This is a genomic window from Vibrio sp. 10N.286.52.F8 (genome assembly GCF_041468745.1).
Classification (GTDB): domain Bacteria; phylum Pseudomonadota; class Gammaproteobacteria; order Enterobacterales; family Vibrionaceae; genus Vibrio; species Vibrio crassostreae_C.
Genome location: NZ_JBFRJF010000019.1, coordinates 123273 through 147730, shown reverse-complemented (window position 1 = coordinate 147730; position 24458 = coordinate 123273). Strand labels below are relative to the sequence as shown.

Below are 24458 nucleotides of genomic sequence, written 5' to 3'. Positions count from 1 at the left end.
GCTAACACTCAATTTCACTGGACTGATTTTTAAAACCGTTCTTCGAGCGCTTCTGCTGGTACATTCGCTGGTCAGCTAAGCTCAAACACTCAGAAAAATTGACACATTCAAAACTAGATGCGCTTCCAAAACTGAGGCCAGACTGAGGCCAATCAGCACTGCGAATTTGCTCTTCCACCTGAGTCACTCTAAGCTCAATCTGAGAATAGAGAGCCTCAACTTGTTTCTCTTTATCCACTTTCAACAACCAGATAAATTCGTCGCCACCAGCTCGATAAACCATTCCAAGGTCTGTAAATTTTTCTCGCATCATGCGGCTGGTGTATTCTAAAAAGCGATCCCCTTCATCATGACCATAAGTATCATTAATCGATTTAAGGCCATCACAATCGATGAAGACGATACAATAGGAATGATGTACTAATTGTTTACTCGCATCATTAAAATCCAGCCGGTTTCCAAGCCCCGTTAAACTATCCACCCTCGACTGGATATAGGTTTTCTGATGTTGATGTTGTTGAATCCGCAACCATTCAGTCAGTGACAATAAAATGCAGGTACAATCTATTGCTAATGCAACAACAACGATGACTTCTGTCGATCTCTGAGTCGGCAATGGTGCAAAATGCGCAAAAATGTAATATACCAAAGCCGTGCCATAACAAAGACCACCGATCAAATAATATTTAGCGACAAAGTTTCGTTGATAAACCATCAATACGCCAGTCACTATCATTGTCGGCACCCAGATTGCCGCAATTAAATGGGACATAACAAAAGTCAACGAAAACGGGGCAAAGACATTAATAAACCCGATAATGACACACAGCCAACTAAAGGCCTGAAAGGTAAGATTAATACGAATAAAATGCTGCGGAAATCCAAACAATAATCTTGTGTAATAGCAAGAAAAAGCAACCGCAAACGGAAACAATACCATTCCAAAATAAACTGGGTTCCAGCTTTGGCTTGATAATAAGTACCCCCAAGCGCCTGAAGCGGCGAACCATCCCAGGCCATGTAGCCCAACATAACCAGCACAAGCCAGTGTGACTGGATGTTTAGTTTGAAAGTAACAAAAAAGAGCGAAAACTCCCAACGTTAGCATGACAGTAATAGAAGCTAATGTGAGCGTATTGTTGCGGAAAACGTGAATATAAAATGGATATTCAGGTTGAAGAGTGAAGTTAACTGCCTTTGGAAATTTCTTTGCTTCCAAGTAGAGCCAAAGTGTTCCAGATTCCTCCGCATTCAATATTAACGGGAAGCTTTGCCTATGCAGATGCAAGATACTCTTGTTACTTAATTGGCCAAAATCAAGTATTCGCCTTACTTGACCATTTGTTGATTGCCAGTACCCCCAACCTTGATCCAAATAGTTTGCACGGAGTGTAACTATTTGTTGTGACGACTTGATATCGGAGTTGGCCAAATCAACTCTCAACCCAAACGCCCCTTCACCACCAAATATCGTTTCAATCCTTGGAGAGGATTCAATGTGTTTTTTTAATATGGGAAAATCGACTGGATCAGATAACAAAGGCATTTCATACCATCTTACAGCTTCATTAGCTAACACAGATTGTTCCCCGCTGACCTGCAGCGGAGAAGCAAAAACCGAATTCAGGCACACAATAAACACATTGATAAAAAGGATTAGAATCTGCATAGAGTTCAAATGATTCCGCGCAATATATAAATATCAATAATAACACATACAAAAAAATAACAACTGAGAAACACTCAACAGTTCAAGTATTAACCAACATTACACCTGTTTGTAATCATGCCGTTCATACTAAAAGTGCGTCTTGTGGTCGCTTATCTGCACGCTAATTTTGATGAATTCTTGCAGCGTCTTTTAACGCAAACTTTTTAAAATAAAACATAGGATTCAGGTTCTCTTGTTTTTCTACTCATCAATGTATACGCAAAAAAGTAAATACTGCTATAGAAACACCATGATCAAGAAGGCCCTAAAAGTGAGCAATATGCATAGCTGTTTGCAAGAGCACTTTCCTTGACTTATCGCTATTGATCTAAGACACAGGATTACAAGACCATCATTTAGTTCGGTTATGTTCTAACGTATAACGATTAATTACACTTCAGCCCTTGTTTAACCTTTTATTGCCTCCATATTTTCCATACAATCCTAAGCGATTATAAATAAAAACAATTTCAATTTCGGAGTCCTCATGAGCGACGTAAAGCACTGTAATTTATTGATTCTTGGTTCTGGCCCTGCTGGCTATACAGCTGCAGTTTACGCTGCTCGTGCAAACCTAAACCCAGTACTTGTTACGGGTATGCAGCAAGGTGGTCAGCTTACAACCACAACAGAAGTGGAAAACTGGCCGGGTGATGCTGAAGGTTTAACGGGTCCAGCTCTAATGGATCGCATGAAAGAGCACGCAGAGCGCTTTGAAACAGAGATCCTGTTCGACCACATTAACGAAGTCGACCTTTCTAACCGCCCTTTCCGTCTTAAAGGCGATTCTGGCGAGTACACGTGTGATGCATTGATCATCTCAACAGGCGCATCGGCTAAGTACCTAGGTTTAGAGTCTGAAGAAGCATTCAAAGGCCGCGGCGTTTCTGCTTGTGCAACGTGTGATGGTTTCTTCTACCGCAACCAGAAAGTTGCAGTTGTGGGTGGTGGTAACACGGCTGTTGAAGAAGCACTTTACCTATCTAACATCGCGTCTGAAGTTCACCTGATTCACCGTCGTGACACGTTCCGCGCTGAAAAGATTCTAGTGAAGCGTTTAATGGACAAAGTAGAGAACGGCAACATTGTTCTTCACACTGACCGCACGCTAGACGAAGTTCTAGGCGACGACATGGGCGTAACGGGCGTTCGCATTAAAGATACTCAGTCTGATAAGACAGAAGACATCGAAGTAATGGGCGCATTCATTGCTATCGGTCACCAACCAAACACTGAAATCTTCAAAGGCCAAGTCGACATGAAAGATGACTACATCATCGTTCAGTCTGGTCTTGAAGGTAACGCAACACAAACCAGCATCCCAGGCGTGTTCGCTGCTGGTGATGTCATGGACCACAACTACCGCCAAGCAATCACTTCTGCTGGTACAGGTTGTATGGCTGCACTGGATGCTGAACGCTTCCTAGATGGCCTTAACGATAAGTAAATCTGAGATTGCAGATTTAAATATCGAAGCCCTCACCTCAGTAGATGCAGGGCGTCATCACATTTTGTTGTAAATCCCTAGAGCCCAGTGGTATATCCACTGGGCTTTCTTTTGTATACTAGCCGCCCTCAACAAATAATAATTATCATTAAGCCTTCATAATGGATAAGAAAAAACAACGCAGCTTGAACAAGTGGCTTAAGCAACAGAGTAAGTTAGCGAAACGCTGGCTTATGATTGCGATTAGCCTTGGCGTACTTTCAAGCGTGTTCTTAATTGCTCAAGCAGCTCTTCTCGCCTCTATTCTTCACCAGCTGATCATCGAGAATGTCGATAAATCTGAACTGGTTGGTCATTTCGCAGGCTTGGCATTATCGGTCGTTGGCCGTGCTGGCTGTACATGGGGACGTGAAATCGCAGGTTATCGCTGTGGTGAACAGATCCGGGTCTACATAAGGCAACTCATCCTAGATAAATTACGTGAGTTAGGCCCTGCTTACATTAAAGGTAAACCTGCCGGTACGTGGGCAACGCTGTTGCTAGAACAAGTAGAAGACATGCAAGACTTCTTCTCTCGTTACTTACCTCAGATGTCTTTATCGGTAATGATTCCATTCATTATTTTAGTTGTGGTGTTCCCAGTCAACTGGGCAGCAGGACTGATCTTCTTGATTACTGCTCCACTGGTACCGATGTTCATGGCACTTGTGGGTATGAAAGCGGCCGATGCGAACCGTAAAAACTTCAAAGCGCTGCAGCGTCTTTCTGGTCACTTTTACGACCGTTTGCAGTCAATGACAACCATCCGTCTATTTGACCGCACCAACGCTGAAACAGAAGTATTGAAAGGTGCATCTGAAGTGTTCAGAACGCGCACCATGGATGTGTTGAAAATCGCTTTCTTGTCTTCTGCGGTACTTGAGTTCTTCACGTCGATCTCTATCGCGATGACGGCGGTTTACTTTGGTTTCACCTACATCGGTGAACTTAACTTCGGCCACTACGGTGCAGGCATTACGCTATTCGCTGGTTTGTTTATCCTTATCTTAGCGCCAGAGTTTTACCAACCTCTGCGTGATTTAGGTACTTTCTACCATGCGAAACAACAAGCGGTTGGCGCAGCGGAAAGTATTGTCGAGTTCCTAGAAACAGACATCACTAAAGTTAAATCAGGCGACACTCAGTTAGACCCGGCTCAAGGCATCAATATTGAAGCTCAAGATCTGAAAGTATTGAGCCCTGAAGGTGTTCAACTGGTTGGTCCTATCTCGTTCGCGCTTAACACTCGCCAATCGACTGCGTTAGTTGGCCCAAGTGGTGCAGGTAAAACAAGTTTGATCAACGCTATTCTTGGTTTCATGCCTTATGAAGGAAGCTTGAAAATCAATGGCATTGAATTGCGTGACCTCGACTTAACCTCTTGGCGTAAAACCATTAGCTGGGTTGGTCAAAATCCGTTGCTACTGCACGGCAGCATTCGTGACAACGTCACTCTAGGTAAGCATGATATCGCTGACCAAGTTGTCGAGAATGCACTTGAGCAATCATTTGCTAGCGAGTTTGTAAACGAGCACGGCTTGGATTACATGATTTCTGATCGCTCTGGCGGCCTGTCTGTTGGTCAATCTCAGCGTTTGGCTCTGGCTCGCGCAATGATTCAAGACGGTCAGTTCTGGTTGTTAGATGAACCAACAGCCAGCCTAGATACTCGTAGCGAACAGTTGGTAATGAAAGGCATCAATAGCAACATTGAAAGCCGCACTGCCCTGCTTGTGACGCACCAACTCGCTCCTCTTAAATCAGTCGATAATATTCTGGTTATGCGCGATGGTGGTCTGGTTGAACAAGGTCATTACTCTCAGCTTTCGACTGCGGGTGGTTTGTTTGAAGAGATGCTGAACGCGAACTTAGCTCAACAAGATAATAAGGGTAATTTAGATGCGTGATTTACTGCCTTACCTGAAACTCTATAAAAAGCATTGGTTTGGCCTATCGCTAGGCATGCTATTGGCTTTTGCTACTCTGTCGGCTTCTATTGGCTTGTTAACGCTATCAGGCTGGTTCATTTCAGCTTCTGCGGTTGCAGGCCTTACGATTGCACGTGAAACCTTCAACTACATGCTACCGGGTGGTGGTGTACGTGGTTTGGCAATGAGCCGTACTGCGGGTCGTTGGGGTGAACGTGTTGTCAGCCACAATGCAACATTCAAATTGTTAACTGATCTGCGTATCTTCTTCTTCAAGAAGCTGGCTCCGCTGATCCCAGGTCGTATTTCAAACCTTCGTGATGCTGATCTTCTGAACCGCTTGGTTGCTGATGTCGACGCGATGGATCACGTGTACTTGCGCTTAGTAAGCCCTGTGACGGTGGGTGTATTTGGGATTTTCTTCCTGACTCTGTTCTTAATGTGGTTCGATAGCTCACTAGGTTTAATCTTAGGTTCTATCCTTCTGATCATGCTGTTGGTTTGGCCAATCTTGTTCTACAAATTGGGTAAACGTAACGGTGGTGAGCTGACACAGAACAAAGCGGATCTTCGTGTGACAACGCTAGATTGGATTGAAGGCTACAGCGAGCTAACTCTGTTCGGTGCTGAAGAGCGTTACCGTAATGCTATTCTAGAAACGCAACGAAAGCTGATGGCGAATCAGTTTGTGAATGCTAACCTAACCGGTATGGCTTCAGCTGCGCTAATGCTGTTCAACGGTTTAACGTTGGTTCTTATGCTTTGGCTTGCGGCTGACGGTGTGGGTGGTAATGCACCAGACCCGTTCATCGCGCTAATGGCGTTCGCAACCATGGCAAGTTTTGAACTGCTGATGCCTATCGCAGGCGCGTTCCAGCATTTAGGTCAAACTCTGTCTTCTGCTCGTCGCTTGAATGAAGTTATTCTGTCAGAGCCTGAAGTTCAGTTTGCTGAAGAGAAACTCGACATCAACAAGCCGCTTGATATTACGTTCTCAAACGTGACGTTCAACTACCCTGACTCTGAGCGCAGTGTTCTGAACGCTGTTGACCTAACGATCCCTGCCACGCACAAGGTTGCGATTGTTGGTCAAACGGGTTCTGGTAAATCGACTCTGATCCAGCTTCTGACTCGCTACTGGGATCCTAAAAAGGGCTACATATCAATCGCGGGTATTGAACTGACGCAGTGGAACGAATCGCAGCTTCGTGAATCAATCAGTGTAGTAAGCCAACGTGTCGACATTCTAAATGGTACTTTGCGTGACAACTTGTTGATTGCAAGACCAGAAGCGACCGATGATCACTTAGCGAATATCCTAAAAGACGTTGGTCTAGAAAAGCTGCTTGAGAATAACGCACTTGATAGCTGGTTAGGTGACGGTGGTCGTCAACTATCTGGTGGTGAGAAGCGCCGTATTGGTATTGCACGTGCGATTCTTCATGATGCCCCTATCCTGCTTCTCGATGAGCCAACAGAAGGCTTAGATAAGCAAACAGAACACAGCATCATGACGCTGTTCGAGAAGCACTTTGAAGGCAAGACGGTTATCTTCATCACCCACCGTTTGATTGGTCTAGAGTCGATGGATTCTATCGTTCTGATTGAACAAGGCGAGATTGTTGAAAACGGCTCTCACGAGAAGCTGTTAAACGAAGAAGGACGTTACTTCCAACTTCGTCAGGCAATCTAGCTTCCCCTTAAGCTATAAAGAAAACTATTCAAGGCCCGAGTTTATACTCGGGCTTTTTGTTGTCTGCGATTCTAGTCTCGAGCAACCATTCCCCCCTAAACGGTTGTTCATGCGCTGATTAGTTTTGCCCTTTCCTACAAAAACTTACCATTTACAAAGCAACGAGTTGCACACAATTCAAGTCGTAGCACATTACTATGATCATCTTTCTAGGATAATACGTATCAATCAACCTCATGGAATAACCTCCCCCTAAAATAATGGAGAACAGTGTATGTCTTTACGATTAATCGCAACAACGATAGCGCTTGTAGGTGCTAGCTTTACCGCTCAAGCGAGCTCGGAATGTGAAGTATCGATTGATGCTAGTGATCAAATGAAATTTTCAACTGAAACATTAAGCGTTCCAGCGAGCTGTAAAGAAGTGAAGCTGACGCTAAACCATACTGGTTCTATGCCAGCCCAATCAATGGGTCACAACGTCGTTATAACAGACACTGCGTCGCTACAAGCAGTAGGCATCGATGGTATGTCGGCAGGTATCGACAATAACTACGTAAAACCTGACGACAGCCGCGTTTACGCCTTCACTCGTGTTATCGGTGGTGGCGAGTCAACCTCAATCACTTTCAGCACAGAGAAAATGACAGCCGGTGGCGACTACTCTTTCCTATGTTCATTCCCGGGCCACTGGGCAATCATGAAGGGCAAGTTTGAGTTTAAATAACTCGTTAGTCTAGATTGTACAGATACATCAAAGCCCCAACCTAAGTCGGGGCTTTGTTATATTGGCTTCGATTACAGCTTGAAGCGGCTGATTTCGCTTTCTAGCTCGTGAGACAGTTCAGAAAGCTGCGCAGCTTGCTCTGCAGCTTGGTGTGCTTCGTCTGCTAGCTCGTTAGATACGTCACGGATTCCTTCAGTGTTACGAGTAATCTCAGACGTTACTGACGCTTGCTCTTCTGCAGCAGAAGCAATCTGTGTTGCCATGTCGCTGATGCGTTCAACAGCAGCATGGATTTGCGTTAGGCTTGCAGCCGCTGAGTTCGCGTCATCAACACTGGTTTCAGCAAGTGTACGGCTATCGTTCATGATGTTAACCGCTTTGCCTGTTGTACCTTGCAGCAACTCAATCGTTTGTTGAATTTCTTGCGTTGAACCGTGTGTACGTTGGCTCAGAACTCGAACTTCATCCGCTACTACTGCGAAACCACGACCTTGCTCACCGGCACGTGCTGCTTCAATAGCGGCGTTAAGTGCAAGTAGGTTTGTTTGTTCTGCAATACCTTGAATGTTAGACAAGATAGCGTTGATGCTGTTGCCGTGCTCTTCAAGTTCTAGAATCACGTTGGTTGCGATTTGAACTTCTTGAGCCAGGTTTTGGATAGAGCTTTGAGTCTGTGTCACTTGACCAGTACCGTGCTCACACGCGCCAACCGCTTCAGATGAGTTCTGTGCAGTATGGTCTGCGTTACCTGCGATCTCTTGTGTTGCTGCAGCCATTTCGTTAACGGCTGTTGCTACCATGTTGATCTCGTCTTGTTGCATTTGGATACGAGCACTACGTTCTTCAGCTTGAGAAGCCGTTTGACGCGCTTGGTTGCCCAGCGCAGCAGATACTTCGCTTAGCTTGATCACCATGGTGTGCATGTTGCCCACAAAACGGTTGAAGTTTGCTGCAAGCTGACCAATTTCGTCGTCGCTCTTAGGCTCAAGGCGTTGAGTAAGATCGCCCTCACCTGAAGCAATTTCTTCAAGTGCTGCTGAAACGCGGTTTAGGTCGCGGAATAGGAAGCTTACTAACCAAGACACAAGTACGATTACGATGAGCGTAATAATGACAGCAGTGATGATCAGCTGAGTAAGTAGCGTTGAGTGGTTCGCTTCTTCTGTTGCTTTGTCCATCTGAACCGCGAAGATCCAGTTAGTGTTAGGCACCTTCGTGAAGTAAAGCAGCTTGTCTGCGCCGCGCTCTTTGATGATCTCGATGCTACCCGTACGCACTGCGTTTTCGATGATAGGCATAGAGATATCGTTTGAAAGTTGGCTTACCGGCTTCAAGCTTAGTGCTGAATCTGGGTGTGCTAGGAATGTGCCGTCAGAGGCATCAATTAGCATTGCGTAAGCGTTGTCACCAACATCAAGGCTGATTACATCGTTAACCAACTGGTCGATCAGTACGTCTGCACCAACAACACCAACAAGTTGGCCGTTGTGGCGAACAGGTTCTGCGATCGTTACTAGAAGTGCTTTGGTGATTGCATCTTGGTAAGCCGTAGTAATGATTTGCTTACCTGCAGCGTTTGCTTCTTGGTACCAAGGACGTTGACGAGGATCGTAATCTGCACGATTACGTTCAGGATGTGAACGGTACATTCCACCTTCTGGAGTACCTAAAAAGATATCGTCAAAGCCACCCGCTACACGAGCTTGTCTAAGGAAAGGAACAACATCATCCTCTCGTGAAAAGTCATTAAATGCTGATGCGATATCAGTACGGATATCAATCCAGTTTTTAATACCTTCAGATGCTGCTTCAGATACGCTTTCAGCTCGTAGGTATACGCCATTACGAGTCTGTTCAAATAATTGGTTTGCTGACAACCAAGTCAACGCTGTAGCCATAACGACAACAGCAGATAGGCTAGCGCCTATCAACTTCTGCTTTAGTGTTAGTTTCATGTCAAAGTTTCACGAGTGGTGGGAAATCCCGCGCATACTACCCAATATCAGTATTAAATTCGAGCAATTTTATAATTTAATATCGGAATATAATTTTAAGCAAACCATAAGCTTACCTAATGTCAATTCCTTGGCTTGTCGCCAAATTTAAGGCGGCATTATCTCTACGGTTATTAGTATTTTTATCGCACTTCACATGTTAAAAAGAGACAAGAAAACACGGTAAAGAAGAAACAAAAAAGGCAGAAGAGTTTCCTCTTCTGCCTTCATATTATTTACCACTCTACTGCGTATAAATTGCAGTAGATTTCAGCTTAAAAGCCTAGCGCTTTTCTGTACGCATACCCATTAGCAAGCTCACACACATCAGTAATAGAATGATGGTGAATGGCAATGCTGTAGAGATTGCACCCGCTTGTAGAGCTTGTACTGCTTCAGTACCACCAACCCACAATAGAGCAACAGCAATAGCACCTTCAAGGAACGCCCAGAACACACGTTGAGGCACAGGCGTATCAACTTTACCACCCGCGGTGATGCTGTCGATTACTAGAGAGCCTGAGTCAGACGATGTAATGAAGAATACTAGAACCAATACAACCGCAATGATTGAAAGCAGAGTCCCGAACGGCAGTGCATCAAACATTTGGAACATTGCTAGTGATACATCTGTTAGGCCGTCTTGACCAAGAATACCAACGTTATTCACGATTTGGTCAATCGCCATGCCACCGAATACTGACATCCAAATGATAGTCACTGTAGTCGGTACAATCAGTACTGCTGTGATGAACTCACGAACGGTACGACCTTTAGAAACACGTGCGATAAACATACCTACGAATGGAGACCATGAGATCCACCAAGCCCAGTAGAATACAGTCCAACCGTGCATCCACGTTTCATCTTCACGACCGTGAGGGTTACTCAACGGAATGATGTTTTCAATGTATGCCATCAATGTCGTTGGGATAGAACCTAAAGTCACCGCGTAGCCGATTAGAGCCACTAAGATAAGCAGTAGGAAAGCCACCAACATGTTGATGTTACTGATAACTTTAACGCCACCATCAATACCACGAAGTACTGATACTACCGCCAATAAAGTCACCGCTGTAATCACAATAACTTGCAGACCTAAGCCCGCTTCAATGCCGAATACATGCTGAATACCACTTGCCGCTTGTTGTGCACCAAGACCTAACGATGTCGCCAGACCAAATAGCGTTGCAAGTACAGCAAGAATATCAACAATGTGACCTGCCCAGCCCCAAGCTCTATCACCTAAAATTGGGTAAAAGATAGAACGGATAGAAAGAGGCAATCCCTTGTTGTAAGAGAAAAACGCAAGTGACAGTGCTACTACGCCATAAATCGCCCAAGGGTGTAGACCCCAGTGATACATGGTTGCGCCCAATGCCAGTTTTGCAGCTTCTGGTGTGTTTGGTTCAACACCTAACGGAGTTTCAAACCAACCCGTGAAGTAAGCCGCTGGCTCTGCCACACTCCAGAACATCAAGCCGATACCCATACCTGCGGCAAACAGCATCGATAGCCAAGAGAAGAATGAGTAATCTGCCGTCGCATCAACACCACCAAGGCGGATTTTGCCGTACGGAGAAACAATCAAACCTAAGCAGAAAATTACGAAAATATTACCCGACCAGATGAAAAGCCAATCAAACGAATTGATAATCTGGCCTTTAACGCCATCTAGCGCAGCCTTTGCTGAAGCGGTATCTGTAATAAGAACACCGATCAGGAACAAAGCGATAAGTCCCGCACTAATACCAAATACTGGGTTATGAACATCAAAACCCCATTTTTGGACGTTATCTTGACCGACAGTGTAATCCGTACTGTCGATACTGTATTTATCTATACCTTTAGTCATTATCCCTCTCTACGGAATACTACTAATATCCCTTACTTACCTGTGACCTAATCACAAACCCGAACCTACAATCCAAGTAGCACAAGCTGTTGTCACATTAATTCAAATATTTGGATGTCTGAAGTTTAGCAGGTTAACTTATTGTTTTCAGTAAACCTGAAGCGGTTCGTTTGGTTTTCATCCAATATTCACGTAAATACTCAAATTAATGTCGAAAAAAAAGCCGAACATGTCGGCCTTTAATTCAATATTACTTTCAACTCAAAGCATTTCGGTGTTTAACCAATTGATTTTCTGTTCGTAAACCTAGCAATAAGCTTAGGCACATAAGCAATCATAATCACCTAACCTATGCACCATTAAGACTCATAGGCTTGCTTTGAGCTGACTATTTACTTCAAAGGAAAGATCAATCCACAAGCCCACAATTGACAGCGTACTTGGCAAGCTCTGCGGTAGAGTGAATATCGAGCTTATGCTTAATATTTTGCCTATGGGTTTCTACCGTTCGATAGCTGATATTCAGCGCCTTTGCGACCTCTTTACTGCTCTCCCCTTTTGCGACTAATTTCAGCACAGCCTCTTCACGTCTGCTCAATGGATTCTTGACAGATGGCGTGGGAGTAATCGGCTGAGTAAACAAATTCTGCGTGACTTTTTCACAGAAATAGGTCGATCCTTGATTGACCGTTTTGATTGCCTGTACCATTTTTTCAGCCGAAATCTCTTTCAACATGTAACCGACAGCACCCGACTGCATCACCTTCATGATGTATTCACGGTTGTTATGCATGGTCAGCATCAGGACCTTGGCTTCTGGGTCTTCTTCTTTAATCAGATGGGTGGCATCAATGCCATTCATGATAGGCATGCTGATATCCATCAACACCACATCAGGGCGCAGAGACTTAACGACCTCTACCGCTTCTAGTCCATTGCTGGCCGTACCTATCACGCTAATATCTGGCTCGAGTTCCAATCTCGCCATAAAGCCATCCAGTACCACTTGGTGATCATCAGCAATCACAACTCGAATAACTTCACTCATTCATTAATCCCTCTAGTGTCAGTAACACTGTAATTTCCGTTCCGAGGCCAATCTCACTCATCAATTCAAAGTCACCACCGATGAACTCCACTCGCTCTCTCATGTTACGCAGCCCGATCCCTCGTTTTTCCATCGCTTTATAGGTGTTGAAACCGACACCGTTATCTTGAATCAGTAGTTGCAACACATTACCAATTTGCTGAGCGATAACCGTTACTTTGGTCGCTTGTGCATGTTTTTCTATATTATTCAGCGACTCTTGCACGACTCGATATAGGGTCGTCGCCGCCTCTGATTTTAACTTACCAGGTTGAGTAGCAAACATGGTCTCGACTTCTATGCCCGAGTGCGCCTGAAAATCTAACAGTAATGAAGACAATGCCGCTTCTAAGCCTATGTCATCCAATGAACTTGGACGAAGTTGATGCGAGATGTGCCTCACTTCTTCGATCGCTCGCATCAGTGAATGCTGCGACTTATTCAAATGTGCTTTAAGGTCTTCATTTTGTAGCTTATTACCGAGCAGTTCCAAATGGCAACGACTCGACACTAATAATTGGTTAATACCATCATGCAACTCACGCGCTAGATGCTTCTTCTCGTCTTCTTGGAACATCACCGTCTTATGCGCCAGCTCCTTTAAGTTGTTATCAGCAATCCGATGTTCATGCATGTTAATAGCCAAGGTCAGCACGATGATGACCGCGACCGTTACGCTCAAAATCACCACAATCGAAAAGAACGTGGTTTCAATATTCTTATTTATCGCAGCCTGCATCGAAGCCACTTCTTGGTGTACGTCTTCAATATACAAGCCGGTGCCAATCATCCAGTCCCAACGCTCTAACCAAGCGGCGTAGCTCAGCTTAGACACCACCTCACCCGTCGACGGTTTTTGCCACAAATACTGGTGAAACCCGCCTCCGGTTTGCGCTTCTCTTAACAGAGCCTCTATCAGAAAATCGCCATCTTCATCTTGCAGTTGGAGTAGGTTTTGGCCTATCAATTCTGGCTGAATTGGATGAACCAAGTTGGTCCCGAGGCGATCGTATGCGAAGAAGTACCCATCAGAGCCATATCTAAGTTTAGACAATATGGTTCGAACTTTTTTTTTGGCTTGGGCTTCTTGGATATTTGGATCGTTATAGACGTGTTCTATGGCGTCGAACGCGAGATCAACCGTGTCTTTGAGGGCGTTTTCACGCGACTTGATTAGGCTGTCTCTAAAGATCTCGACTTCTTTAGCGCCTAACGTCTTAGTCTGGTGCAGCGAGATCCAACTAATACTCGCCGTTACCAGCAGCAACGGGAGCAACGTCAGCAAAATCAGCTTGGCTTTTAGAGGCATTCCTTTCCCTCACAAAAAACGGCTTACTGAACATCAATAAGCCGTTTTACTTTAGCAATTTATAGATAGCCGTTGAAACATATCATTCACATTCTTGGCTTCACTCACATTCCATAGAAAGATGGGAAAGCGAGAAGTGATCCAAGTACGAGGATTTGAATCAGAATGAACGGCATCACACCTCGGTAGATGTCCTTAGTCGTCACGCCTTTAGGTGCTACGCCTTTTAAATAGAACAAACTAAAACCAAATGGCGGCGTTAAGAAGGAAGTTTGTAGGTTCATCGCAATAAGGATAGCGAACCATGTCATGTTGATGCCCATCAGTTCAGCAACTGGCGCAATGATCGGCACGATGATGAAACAGATCTCTACGAAGTCGATGAAGAAACCCAGAATCAGAATCACCAGCATGGTAATGATCAGGAAGCCCCATTTTTCACCTGGCAGTTGTAGCATCCACTCTTCAACCAGATAGTCGCCACCAGTGTAGGTAAACGCCATTGAGAATGCCGTTGCACCCAACAAGATAGCAAATACCATCGCCGTTACTTTCACCGTCTCTTTCGACGCCTCGTACACCATCGACCAACTAAATTGACCGTAAAGCAGTGCAAGTATCATCGCACCCGCGCCACCTAATGCGGCTGACTCTGTTGGCGTAGCAACACCTGCGAAGATAGAGCCCAGTACAACAATGATTAACGCTAGAGGCGGAAGAATCGCTTTCAGTGCATTAAACACTTCCTGCTTACGGCTGATGGAGTCATCACGTTCAATAGGTTGAGCCGCTTCAGGGTGTAGCTTTGCGTATATCAAGATATAAACGATGTACGCGCCGACCAGCATCACGCCCGGCCAAATCGCCGCTTGGAACAAGTCGCCTACAGGAACACCTAGAACATCACCCAATAGAATCAATACGATGGAGGGTGGAATGATCTGCCCTAGCGTACCAGACGCACAAATAGTGCCGCAGGCTAAGCCTTTGTCGTAATTGTACTTGAGCATTACAGGTAGGGAGATAAGTCCCATAGCAACAACAGAAGCACCAACCACGCCAGTAGAAGCCGCAAGTAGTGAACCTACTAATACGGTTGAAATCGCGATACCACCACGAACGCCGCCAAACAGTCGCCCCATAGACTCAAGCAACTGCTCAGCAAGCTTGGTCTTTTGTAGAACGAGCCCCATAAAAACAAACAATGGAACGGCCATCAGAACCGTGTTTTCCATAATGGATTGAATTCGATATGGCATGAAGGCAAACATTTCAATGCCCTCAGCCCAAACACCAAAGATTAACGCGATACCACCAAAGGTAAACGCCACTGGGAAGCCAAGTAAAAGCGCAAACAAGGCTACGAAAAACATTACTATTCCAATCATGTTCAGCCTCTACTTGTTTTTTGTATGAATATTGTTTGCATGGATAAGATGCGGATTAAAAATCTTATTCAGTGAATGCAGGATCAAACCTACGCCACTGAGTGCCATCAAAAAGAATGACAGCGGGATCATAGCTTTGATGATCCAGCGATACGGCAGGCCACCCGGGTCACCTGAGGTTTCACCCAGTTCATAACTCTCTTTGGCAACATCGATACCAAACCAAGCCACCAGCAGGCAAAACGGAAGTAGAAAGATAAGCGTGCCAAGCAGGTCAATAATCGCTTGTGCTTTAAAGCTCAGTTGCTCATAGAACACGTCAACTCGAACATGGCCACCAGCCTTGATGGCATAAGGAACACCGAGTAGGAAAACGGCGGAGAAAAGGTGCCATTCCATCTCTTGGAAGGCGATAGAGACATCGTTGAAGGCATATCTCATGACAACGTCATACACGACGTTGGCGATAAGTAAAATAAACAACATACTGGAAAGCCATCCCAGTGCGTCACCGATACGATTAAACAGGCGTTCAATATAAATTAGACTTCGCATTCCCGACTCCATGGAATTTGAAAAGACATCGCGCAGCTGAGGTAACGAGCTGTAGGACGTAGAAAAGGTTCTTGAGCGTAATACAGGATTTATCCTGCTTAGTTATTATGTTTTAAATGAACCCTCGGCTTATTCACTCTTAAATACTCAATAAGAAAAGCTTCGGGTTCATTTAGATTCAGTTCAACAACTGTCGATTATTTCGCTTGGCTATTTAGATAAGCTCTATGTGAAATATCCGTCCATGAACGTACTTGCTCTAGGTAGCTTGCTTGTGAAGCTTGAATCTCTTTTGCTAGCTCATCTTTCTCAGCATGTGCAGCCAGTAGGCGATCGTTCGCTTCTTTCAGAGCAGACATAACCTCTGGTGGGAAATCTTTCACTTGTACATCTGGGTATTCTGTCTTCATTGAAACCCAGTTCTTACCACTTTCGTGCGTTGCTTGTGTGTACATGTCGTAAGCCGCAGTACGCATTGCAACACGTAAGATTTCTTGTAGGTCTTCAGGCAGCTTGTTCCATGTACGCTTGTTCACTAGGAATTGAAGCTCTGAACCCGGCTCGTGCCAACCTGTGTAGTAGTAAGGCGCGATTTTGTGGAAGCCCATTCGTAAATCCAGCGATGGACCTACCCACTCTAGTGCATCAATCGTGCGACGCTCTAGAGACGTGTAAAGTTCACCTGGGGCAATGTTCGTCGGTTTAGCACCTAGCTCAGCAAGAATCTCGCCTGCAAAGCCCGGGATTCGCATTTTCAGACCTTGTAGATCTTCAACGCTGTTGATCTCTTTTTGAAACCAACCCCCCATCTGGATATCCGTGTTACCACCAGGGAAAGACATCAAGTTATGTGGAGAGTAAACCTGCTCCATTAACTCCATACCACCACCGTGATAGAACCACGCGTATTGTTCTGCTGGCGTCATACCGAAAGGCATAGAAGTGAAGTAAAGAGTGTTTGGAACTTTACCTTTCCAGTAGTAAGAGCCTGAGTGACCCATGTCGTATTGACCAGACTTAACCATGTCAAAAACGCCAAGAGGTGCTTTGTGTTTGTTTGCTGAATCGATTCTGATTTGCAGTCGACCATTCGACATCTTCTCAGCCATCGCCGCCATGTTTTTGGTTGCATCACCGAAAACTGGGAAGTTTGGTCCCCAAGTTTCCGCAAGTTTTAAACGGTAAACCTTATCAGCGGCTGTAGCACCAGTAGCGACCAAAGCTAAACAAGCCGCAGCAGTTACTGCAACGTTTTTAAAAACTCGTGTGAGGGAGTTAGAAATGAGACTCATGTTCACGTCCTTTGTTGGGTTAACACTCTTTCTATGAGCATTTTTTATGATTCAACATAAGAGTGCACCGTGATGAGGCAACAAGATATCAGGGAGAGCACGCACGCATGGCGTTAACAAAGTTACGTATTAGACCAAAGGATTAAGTAGAACTACGTAGGAGATGATTGAATAGTGTCGATTTCAAAGGAGTTTGGATATTCACCAAGGCAATGCGTATTGATAAATACCTAAGTATTAATAATTAAATACTCTTAACAATTGATTGCCATTTCGTGATGAAGCTCTATTCATTGCTGTATTTTAGGGGAAAAAATCAAGGCTTTGCTCTCTTGATCTACCTAGCTAACGCCCTAATTTAGTGCTTGCTGATTCGAAGCTCTGACACGAGACAACACTAATCAGTTAAGCCGTATATCGAATTGGAATTGAGATTATAGAGCCTAGGTTTAGGCTTGGATTTGGGCTCGGACTTGGCATAATGTGCCAGATTCAAAAAAGCCTCGAAAATCGAGGCTTAAAAACTTAACGAAGCGAATGTAATCCCACAGGATTAGATAGCTTTGTAGATAACCTTGTTACCTGCTAGCTGCTCTTTCGCTACTAGGTTTTCTTCAAGAAGTTTTTTCAATGCGCCTGTTGCCCATGAAGCTGCTTTCGCGTCTTCTTGACCAGCTTCTAGGCCGATACCTTTAGGGTTAATGCCTTCAGCATTGCTAACAACGATGTCTAGAACTTGTTGTTGCTTAGGAGTCAGTGCTACTGCAACTTCTTTAGTTGCTGCTACTGCTTTCTCTACCGCTGGTTTTGCTGCTACAGTTTTTTCTGCTACAACTTTCTCTGCGACAGGCTTCGCTTTTTTCGGCGTTGCCACTGCTTTAACTACAGCCGCTTTAGTGCGTTTCTGCAGTTTAGCCTGCACCTTACGCTTATGAGCAAGTCTCATTGAATATTTCTCCAGTTCACTGCTCTTTTCGCAGTGGTGAAAATTTGAAGCGCGATTTATACCAAAAAACAGGAGCTATTTGTAGAGTGAAGCGCCGAAAGTCGACGAAAAATACCGATATTGTCTACTAGCGTCTATTATTTAATCATCGACTTATCAATTCAGGGTCATATACACTGGTTATCCATCCAGACAAAAATATGAAAACTTGGTGTTGCCTATGGACACTCGTCACCTTACAAATTTCTCTTTGCCTTCGTTCACACGTTCGTACCGTATTCTGGCCGTTGTTTTAGGCTTCGTTTGCTTGATCGTTGCTCTGCACAGTGACAATCCAAAGTTACTGATCGTGGGTGCATTTTGCATTATTGCCCTACTCGGAACTGGCTATTATTTAATGTTGCGCAGCAGAGTGATGTTCACTCTCACACCGACTCATTTTCAGCAGCATTTTTATAAAGGTGGGTGGGTTTTAAAGTGGAGCAATATTGAAAAGATTGGCCTATGTACTTACGAACAAGATGGGTGGCATCAACCTCTTCCTTGGGTTGGTATCAAGGTTAAAGATTACTCGCCCTACCTCGATTCAATTTGCCCTAAAATCACTTGCGAGTTATTGCTGAGCCAGCGAGCACTTTTGTATCTGGGCGCCAAGCAAGCAGGTAAAGAGTCAAACTTTGAAGATATGGTTCTCGACTCATCGCATTACCATGCGCGCTGCACTGAGAGCGGTTGTGTGGAACTGAACAGATATAAAGAGTCACAAAATACTGACGAGGTTATCTTCAACGATAGCCAAACACAGACTAGCCCAGGTTCATCCCATGAATCGAAATCCCATAAATCGAATGCGCAAAACGAAGTGATTAAAGACTATTCAGGATTGCAGGCGATGCTTGCGAACAGGATGAAATATCAGAGGGGTTTCCACGGTTACGATATTTTCATATCAACTCAAGATTTGAATATGAGTGGAGAAGAGTTTATTGGACTTGCTCGACGCTACTTGGCGGCTGCCGAGCGTCTTTCTGATTAAAATTAAACAGGTTTAAAAATAAACTCGCACGCTAATCCACGATGAACCATAAAAAAAGCTTAGCTTTCATAGGAAAAGCTAAGCTTCATTTTCAATCGTTCTTCTATTAAATCAGAGACCTAGTACAGAGGCATTTCATCCGCTACGAATGGGTTTGATGCGCGCTCACGGCCAAATGTAGACTCAGGGCCATGACCCGGAACGAATGTTACGTCGCTTCCTAGTGGCCAAAGCTTAGTCTTGATTGAAGCAATCAGCGTGTTGAAATCGCCTTGTGGGAAATCCGTACGACCAATAGCACCGTTAAATAAAACATCACCAACAAACGCCATGCGCGCTTGCTCGCTGAACAGTACAACGTGACCTGGCGTATGACCCGGAGTATGAATCACATCAATCACTTGGTTACCAAAAGTCACTTTGTCGCCCTCTTCCAACCATGTGTTTGGTTCAAAAGCTTTGCACAGTGGGAAACCAAACATCTGGCTTTGGTTCTCTAAGCCTTGAAGCCAAAAGTTATCGGCTTTATGCGGGCCAACAATATTCACGTTCAAGATCTCAGCAAGCGGTACAGTGCCGCCCACATGGTCTAGGTGACCGTGCGTCAGTACCAAGTTCACCACTTTAACACCTAGCTCTTCAATGATCGCAGCCAACTGTTGAACGTCACCGCCCGGATCGACAACGATGCCTTCCATTGTCTCATCACACCACACAATTGAGCAGTTTTGAGAGAAAGAGGTAACAGGGACAACTTGATACTTGAGAGACATATACAAACCTTAAAGGGCAAACTGAAATTTGGGCAAACTATGACATTGGATGTCTACTTTGACAAGTCCCTACCGTTTCGCTCGCAATCTAAGCCTAGCGCTACCAGCTGCGAACTGGGCCAGTATCGATATGGATAAAGTTGCTACGTGCATAATAACCTACACCACCCGCGTTCAGGCTTTTGGCTACGTCTCTTAATTCTTTTAGGTTGACGCCATCAATACGGAAATCAATCGCTTTACCCAACATGTGGTAGCTCTTCTTAGCTACGCCACTCGACTTAGAGCGCAATGCTTCATTGGTCGCAGGAGAACGGTAACCAGAGATGATTTGAACTTCTTTTTGAATACCTAAGACATTTTGAATCTGAGTGATCTGATCAAACAGGTTCTTATCCATTGGGTGAATTTCATTGCGGCGGAAATCGCGACATAATTTGCTGAGGCGTGCCATCTCGTCACCAACATAGTTAGTGCCATCGAAATAACAGGTCTCTAATCGTTCACCAGTGTGAAGATTGTTCATGCTAATCGTTCTTGGTTGATCAGGGTATGAAGCAAAAGCGATAGAAGGAGTAATTGAGGCGACAACAGCGGTACCACCAGCGTAAGTCAGAAACTGACGGCGTGAAAATAAACTTTGAGACATACAGCAAAAAAACCAATTAGATCGAACGAAAAATGCACGATACATAATGGTAATTGCTGCGTCAACGTACAAAAACCGCCCAAAAGGTTAGTATTTGTAACCTTTGCACGGTTAGTTATTGATCCACATTATAATTTTATCAATAGAAGCTTAGTTGTCATTTTTTGGTCAAGATCACCCTTATTGGCTTCATTGATAATTAACCACCCTCTTTATCATATTGATAGATGTCACCACGATATTGTATGCCCCCTTCTTCAAACAATACGGTTTGATAAATGATATGTACGGGGATTCGCTTCTTGAGACGAACCTTAGTATTGGGCGCAAGTTCATCATCCTGATTCGGCACTTTCTTTACCTTAGTCGCAAATAACAACTCCGCGAGTTCCTCGGCATGCTCAACACGAATACAACCAGAGCTATAGGCGCGGAAGTCATCGTTAAACAAGCTTTTACTTGGGGTGTCATGGAGATAAATGGCTCGCTTGTTGGGCGTATTGAACTTATACAAACCCAATGCGTTACTAGAGCCTGCTTGCTGGCGCATTCGATAAGGAAAAGAGTTAAAGTTAATCGTTTGCCAATCTATCTCGGTAGTATCGACAGTTTCCATCGAACGCCAACCATCGATCACTTGAAAATTGTGTGTTTCAAGATAACTCTCGTCGGCTTTTACTTTAGGCAAGATATCTTTAACCATGATTTTCCATGGCACGTTCCAAGTCGGATTTAAGATAACCGAATCAAGCTTTATCTCTAAGAGTGGTGTTTTTCTCGATTTTCTCCCAACCACAACTTTAGATTCAAAAACCTCTTCCCCATCTTCCCAATACTTCATATCAAAACTAGGTACATTCACCACAATCAGTGAGTCTCTATTTCTTGGCCATAAGCGGGCACGCTCGGCGTTCAATGCCAGGGAAGTAAGTCGATCATCAAAGCCCATATTGATCCATTTGATCGTGTCTGGCCCGATGACCCCATCATCCGTAAGACCGTGCATGCGTTGGAAAGATTTAATCGCCTTTTGCAGATCTCGATCGAACTTGGGAAAATCGACCGCGATCATCGAGGTATCAACACCAACCAAAGCAATGCGCTCAACAAGAACCGTCTTGTCTGAAAGCTCGTCACCCAAGCGCTTCAAACCTTTCTGTCTATATCGTTCAATATTGAGTTCAGAGGCGGTTTCTAACACCGAATAGGTTGCTTTGAATTGGTCAAAATCCCCAACAGGCGGCGCGTAAGACAACACCATCTCCAATAAGTAATCATTGGCAACGCTGCTTTTTAAGCTCATCAGAATATGCGGAGAAGGCGCAGGTAATTTGGAATGCAACTTGCCCGAGAAGTACCAATCTTTACCGGCAAGCGGCGCATTTTCAACGTAGCTCAGGTAGTAGATAAAAGTATCGGTAAGTAATATGTCCAACTCTTGCCATTGAGCATGGGATTGATAGTGACGGATTTGCTTGAGTTGTCGCTCGAAGAGTGGTGCCATTTGCGCTTGTTCAAGAAGCGACAATTGGAACTCAAACGCTTTAACCAGCTCAGGAGAATCCCAAAGGATAGGCAGAGAAGTGTCTTGATAGATACTCTGTGTGAGCTCTGGATATATAAGCATGAAAGAGAGTTCTGATTCCGCCGGAATGAAACGGCTCTCGTCAGAACTCGCATAGCTCCATGCGTGCACAGAAACTAGAACTAATAATCCACAGAAGTATTTTGCGAACATGCTTAACTCCATCACCAACCATCTCATAAGTATGGCAAAGAAATCGGAGTAAGCATGTTATTTTTAAGAGGCTTTATAAATCAGATTGAACTCCAATGGTTATCCCACTGGACCGATGATTGCTGAGTTGATTTCTCATAAGGCTTGCGCTGGCTAACCACACTGCCCGCCCCAGAGCTTAATCGAAACTCACCATCAAACAGCACAGCACCAGAAGCGTCAGATAATGCAGACAGTTCTACTAATTCTTTGGTCTCTTTCGACCAAATACCGTAGCAATTGCCTCTTGGCGAAGTCGCAATAATCCAATCGTCTGACGCCGCAATACTGGCGATATAGTGATTGAACCTTGCCCATTGCTCAGGCTCTGCGTTCAGTGATTCAAACTGGCCACCTTTAGTGTGCATCGCCAACAGCGAAGGATACTCGTCTGGCTCACCGCGATATTGCTGACCACAAAGCACGGTTTCAGCACCATCATGGGCTAAGTGTCGAATACTCAGCTTCTTGTCTAGCAGTTCAACCTGATCAAGCAACACACCTTCAGGGGAAACATAACTCAAGCTCGGCAGCATCGAATCGAGGTTTTTCGGTGTTCTACCATCAGTATGAACGCCACCAACGCCGATCGCGAGATTATCATCCGGCATGATGATCACTTCATGTGGGCCGATACCGAAACCAGTGAACTCTTCGACCTTACGATAGCCTTGCGCGACATCGTAAACGCCAATCACGCCTTGGCTGGTGTCCGTTTTCCCTTCGGTGGCATACAGTAACTTGCCATCTAATGAGTAAACCCCATGACCATAGAAGTGGCGGTTGTTACCTTTGACGACCATTTTGATCTGCTGACCGTTTTTATAGTCAAACACCATAAAATAGTCACCAGGACGACGAGCAAAAACCACCGCATGCGATGAGGTTGGGCAAATCGCGACGCCATGGCCACGATTGGGGATGGGAAGTTGGCTCAGTGGCATGCCAAATTCGTCAGCCACAACTGCAGAATATTGACCACGACCATTAAGCGCACAGCCAATCAGTTGGGGATCGTTCGACGCACTCACCCCATCCTTTCGAGTCGCACACCCAAACGGAAGCAATGGAACAGCTGCACAACCCAGTGCAGCCTTGAGTAACGATCTTCTCGTATTATCAGTCACCATCGGTAGCATTAAATCCTATTACCACGCCAAGCTCTATCGCTACTTCTTCATGAATCAGGTACTTCAAACGTTCTAGTTTGTTGTATTGAGTCAGCACCTCTCGGTAGCCCTCTTTGCTCTGTAATAGAGTAAACAAGCTAGAGTCTGTAGGCCAAGTATCTAAGGTTAGCGTGAACTGGGCAGCTACACGATCGGCAAGGTCATTTAAGCCCTTTTCTCTCAATAAACCATCAAGACCATTACCATCTGCTAAGTACAATTTCTCTAGCGCCGCTACGTTCGATTTCAGCTGAGTCATTGAGGTTTGAGCGCGCCATGATTCCGAGAAGTAAGGGCGTGGATGACCAATTTTAGCCATCGGACGACTCAGTTTTTTCATGCTGTAATCAAGTTGATTGGTCAACAAAGCGATGTACTCCGATTCCCAACGCATCTCGTCCAGTGCTAACCACGGGTTAACCTGCCAAGCTTCAGCAATAGAGGCCGATTTCATCGCCAGGTTTTGTGCGATAGCTTGTGAAGATAGACAACCTGAAGCTTTGTCTTGAAGCAATGGAGATTGCTCGTCGTACAGAGACCACTCCAAGGCGCCAAGCCCTTGAACAGTCACACTCTGCTGTGCGATTTCATCTTGTGACCAAGCTTTATCTTGCTGAGTCAGTTGACGCATTTTTAGACCTGTAGTGTTCTTTTTGTCTGGCCAAAACTGAACATTCCAGCTCTGTTCCAATGCCGCTGTTGGGCCTCTTTCTTGACCTTGTAGTGCCATCCAACTGTTCATTGTAAGCTGCCACTGAGCTTTCAACGTATCAAGCTCAACACTATTGGTTTGGCAGTAACCCTGCATCAAGACTTCTAGTTCACTGGCTTGCTTGGCAAATAGAACTGCAGAATCAAACTCTTGTTGATAGACACTGCGACTAATATGACTTGCCGTGTCGGCTTGATAGGACACACCGTTAACCTCAGATGAAGCAGTCTGCTCACCCGATGATTGACAGCCTGTCATGATTAATACCGACAAAGGCATTAACAAAAATTTATGTGTCATGCTGTTACCTTACTTCCTAATTTTTCTTTTAATTATATGAGTTCACTAAATATGAAACGACCGCTGAGCTC

At 44.8% G+C, this 24458-nt stretch carries 19 protein-coding genes; 5 read left to right on the top strand and 14 right to left on the bottom strand.

Features of this window, described 5'->3' with window-relative positions; translation table 11 throughout:
* Position 1: 1 nt before the first annotated feature.
* On the bottom strand, positions 2 to 1669 hold the full coding sequence (locus tag AB4133_RS11465; RefSeq protein ID WP_017059753.1) for a diguanylate cyclase: 1668 nt from the start codon (positions 1667 to 1669) through the stop codon (positions 2 to 4).
* A 529-nt stretch (positions 1670 to 2198) separates the two neighbouring features.
* Between AB4133_RS11465 and trxB the strand changes: the two genes are divergently transcribed.
* The 4 genes from trxB (at position 2199) to azu (ending at position 7545) form a co-directional block, all read left to right on the top strand.
* On the top strand, positions 2199 to 3158 hold the full coding sequence (trxB, locus tag AB4133_RS11460) for a thioredoxin-disulfide reductase (RefSeq protein WP_332410552.1): 960 nt from the start codon (positions 2199 to 2201) through the stop codon (positions 3156 to 3158).
* A gap of 161 nt (positions 3159 to 3319) precedes the next feature.
* Positions 3320 to 5104 (top strand): heme ABC transporter permease/ATP-binding protein CydD, encoded by a 1785-nt coding sequence (gene cydD / locus AB4133_RS11455; RefSeq protein WP_372224501.1) that lies wholly within the window; start codon positions 3320 to 3322, stop codon positions 5102 to 5104.
* Positions 5097 to 6818 carry a heme ABC transporter ATP-binding protein/permease CydC gene (gene cydC, locus AB4133_RS11450; RefSeq protein ID WP_017072487.1) on the top strand — a complete coding sequence of 574 codons (1722 nt, stop codon included), beginning with the start codon at positions 5097 to 5099 and terminating at the stop codon, positions 6816 to 6818. The genes cydD and cydC overlap by 8 nt, the downstream gene beginning before the upstream one ends.
* A gap of 274 nt (positions 6819 to 7092) precedes the next feature.
* Entirely contained in the window at positions 7093 to 7545 is a 453-nt protein-coding gene (gene azu, locus AB4133_RS11445; protein WP_372224499.1) for an azurin, read from the top strand.
* Positions 7546 to 7616: 71 nt separating this feature from the next.
* Here the strand turns inward: azu and AB4133_RS11440 are convergent, their stop codons facing one another.
* The 8 genes from AB4133_RS11440 to AB4133_RS11405 all read right to left on the bottom strand — a co-directional run bounded on the left by AB4133_RS11440 (position 7617) and on the right by AB4133_RS11405 (position 17971).
* The gene (locus AB4133_RS11440; protein ID WP_017066828.1) at positions 7617 to 9500 is read right to left on the bottom strand and encodes a methyl-accepting chemotaxis protein; all 1884 of its coding nucleotides are present in this window, start codon (positions 9498 to 9500) and stop codon (positions 7617 to 7619) included.
* 322 nt (positions 9501 to 9822) lie between these two features.
* Positions 9823 to 11394: a BCCT family transporter gene (locus AB4133_RS11435; RefSeq protein ID WP_017060963.1), complete on the bottom strand. Its 1572-nt coding sequence runs from the start codon at positions 11392 to 11394 to the stop codon at positions 9823 to 9825.
* A 409-nt stretch (positions 11395 to 11803) separates the two neighbouring features.
* Entirely contained in the window at positions 11804 to 12442 is a 639-nt protein-coding gene (locus tag AB4133_RS11430; protein WP_136973607.1) for a response regulator transcription factor, read from the bottom strand.
* Positions 12435 to 13790 (bottom strand): cache domain-containing protein, encoded by a 1356-nt coding sequence (locus tag AB4133_RS11425; protein WP_017063573.1) that lies wholly within the window; start codon positions 13788 to 13790, stop codon positions 12435 to 12437. Before AB4133_RS11425 ends, AB4133_RS11430 begins: the two co-directional genes overlap by 8 nt.
* Before the next feature lie 104 nt (positions 13791 to 13894).
* A complete protein-coding gene (locus AB4133_RS11420; protein ID WP_029235146.1) occupies positions 13895 to 15178 on the bottom strand; it encodes a TRAP transporter large permease subunit in 1284 nt (427 codons plus the stop codon).
* Positions 15179 to 15187: 9 nt separating this feature from the next.
* Complete coding sequence (locus AB4133_RS11415) at positions 15188 to 15733, bottom strand: TRAP transporter small permease subunit (protein WP_017060958.1); 546 nt, start codon at positions 15731 to 15733, stop codon at positions 15188 to 15190.
* 197 nt (positions 15734 to 15930) lie between these two features.
* Positions 15931 to 17025, bottom strand: coding sequence for a TRAP transporter substrate-binding protein (locus AB4133_RS11410; RefSeq protein ID WP_017060957.1), 1095 nt, complete (start codon positions 17023 to 17025; stop codon positions 15931 to 15933).
* A 553-nt stretch (positions 17026 to 17578) separates the two neighbouring features.
* Entirely contained in the window at positions 17579 to 17971 is a 393-nt protein-coding gene (locus AB4133_RS11405; RefSeq protein WP_017060956.1) for a hypothetical protein, read from the bottom strand.
* Positions 17972 to 18191: 220 nt separating this feature from the next.
* Here AB4133_RS11405 and AB4133_RS11400 point away from each other — a divergent pair, with 220 nt between their 5' ends.
* Complete coding sequence (locus AB4133_RS11400; protein ID WP_372224496.1) at positions 18192 to 19007, top strand: DUF2982 domain-containing protein; 816 nt, start codon at positions 18192 to 18194, stop codon at positions 19005 to 19007.
* A 119-nt stretch (positions 19008 to 19126) separates the two neighbouring features.
* On the opposite strand, the gene AB4133_RS11395 is transcribed toward AB4133_RS11400, so the two are convergent.
* From AB4133_RS11395 to AB4133_RS11375, 5 genes are all read right to left on the bottom strand, one after another.
* Entirely contained in the window at positions 19127 to 19780 is a 654-nt protein-coding gene (locus tag AB4133_RS11395) for an MBL fold metallo-hydrolase (RefSeq protein WP_004733386.1), read from the bottom strand.
* A 100-nt stretch (positions 19781 to 19880) separates the two neighbouring features.
* On the bottom strand, positions 19881 to 20429 hold the full coding sequence (locus AB4133_RS11390; protein ID WP_004733385.1) for a YcbK family protein: 549 nt from the start codon (positions 20427 to 20429) through the stop codon (positions 19881 to 19883).
* A 199-nt stretch (positions 20430 to 20628) separates the two neighbouring features.
* Complete coding sequence (locus AB4133_RS11385) at positions 20629 to 22167, bottom strand: murein L,D-transpeptidase (RefSeq protein WP_372224494.1); 1539 nt, start codon at positions 22165 to 22167, stop codon at positions 20629 to 20631.
* A gap of 80 nt (positions 22168 to 22247) precedes the next feature.
* Positions 22248 to 23336 (bottom strand): DUF1513 domain-containing protein, encoded by a 1089-nt coding sequence (locus AB4133_RS11380; protein WP_372224492.1) that lies wholly within the window; start codon positions 23334 to 23336, stop codon positions 22248 to 22250.
* Complete coding sequence (locus tag AB4133_RS11375) at positions 23326 to 24387, bottom strand: imelysin family protein (RefSeq protein ID WP_372148540.1); 1062 nt, start codon at positions 24385 to 24387, stop codon at positions 23326 to 23328. The genes AB4133_RS11380 and AB4133_RS11375 overlap by 11 nt, the downstream gene beginning before the upstream one ends.
* Positions 24388 to 24458 lie beyond the last annotated feature (71 nt).

What these genes read in the sequence shown, in the direction of transcription:
- AB4133_RS11465 (WP_017059753.1), bottom strand. Translation starts at nt 1,669, where the DNA reads ATGCAGATTCTAATCCTTTTTATCAATGTGTTTATTGTGTGCCTGAAT.
- trxB (WP_332410552.1), top strand. Translation starts at nt 2,199, where the DNA reads ATGAGCGACGTAAAGCACTGTAATTTATTGATTCTTGGTTCTGGCCCT.
- cydD (WP_372224501.1), top strand. Translation starts at nt 3,320, where the DNA reads ATGGATAAGAAAAAACAACGCAGCTTGAACAAGTGGCTTAAGCAACAG.
- cydC (WP_017072487.1), top strand. Translation starts at nt 5,097, where the DNA reads ATGCGTGATTTACTGCCTTACCTGAAACTCTATAAAAAGCATTGGTTT.
- azu (WP_372224499.1), top strand. Translation starts at nt 7,093, where the DNA reads ATGTCTTTACGATTAATCGCAACAACGATAGCGCTTGTAGGTGCTAGC.
- AB4133_RS11440 (WP_017066828.1), bottom strand. Translation starts at nt 9,500, where the DNA reads ATGAAACTAACACTAAAGCAGAAGTTGATAGGCGCTAGCCTATCTGCT.
- AB4133_RS11435 (WP_017060963.1), bottom strand. Translation starts at nt 11,394, where the DNA reads ATGACTAAAGGTATAGATAAATACAGTATCGACAGTACGGATTACACT.
- AB4133_RS11430 (WP_136973607.1), bottom strand. Translation starts at nt 12,442, where the DNA reads ATGAGTGAAGTTATTCGAGTTGTGATTGCTGATGATCACCAAGTGGTA.
- AB4133_RS11425 (WP_017063573.1), bottom strand. Translation starts at nt 13,790, where the DNA reads ATGCCTCTAAAAGCCAAGCTGATTTTGCTGACGTTGCTCCCGTTGCTG.
- AB4133_RS11420 (WP_029235146.1), bottom strand. Translation starts at nt 15,178, where the DNA reads ATGATTGGAATAGTAATGTTTTTCGTAGCCTTGTTTGCGCTTTTACTT.
- AB4133_RS11415 (WP_017060958.1), bottom strand. Translation starts at nt 15,733, where the DNA reads ATGCGAAGTCTAATTTATATTGAACGCCTGTTTAATCGTATCGGTGAC.
- AB4133_RS11410 (WP_017060957.1), bottom strand. Translation starts at nt 17,025, where the DNA reads ATGAGTCTCATTTCTAACTCCCTCACACGAGTTTTTAAAAACGTTGCA.
- AB4133_RS11405 (WP_017060956.1), bottom strand. Translation starts at nt 17,971, where the DNA reads ATGAGACTTGCTCATAAGCGTAAGGTGCAGGCTAAACTGCAGAAACGC.
- AB4133_RS11400 (WP_372224496.1), top strand. Translation starts at nt 18,192, where the DNA reads ATGGACACTCGTCACCTTACAAATTTCTCTTTGCCTTCGTTCACACGT.
- AB4133_RS11395 (WP_004733386.1), bottom strand. Translation starts at nt 19,780, where the DNA reads ATGTCTCTCAAGTATCAAGTTGTCCCTGTTACCTCTTTCTCTCAAAAC.
- AB4133_RS11390 (WP_004733385.1), bottom strand. Translation starts at nt 20,429, where the DNA reads ATGTCTCAAAGTTTATTTTCACGCCGTCAGTTTCTGACTTACGCTGGT.
- AB4133_RS11385 (WP_372224494.1), bottom strand. Translation starts at nt 22,167, where the DNA reads ATGTTCGCAAAATACTTCTGTGGATTATTAGTTCTAGTTTCTGTGCAC.
- AB4133_RS11380 (WP_372224492.1), bottom strand. Translation starts at nt 23,336, where the DNA reads ATGGTGACTGATAATACGAGAAGATCGTTACTCAAGGCTGCACTGGGT.
- AB4133_RS11375 (WP_372148540.1), bottom strand. Translation starts at nt 24,387, where the DNA reads ATGACACATAAATTTTTGTTAATGCCTTTGTCGGTATTAATCATGACA.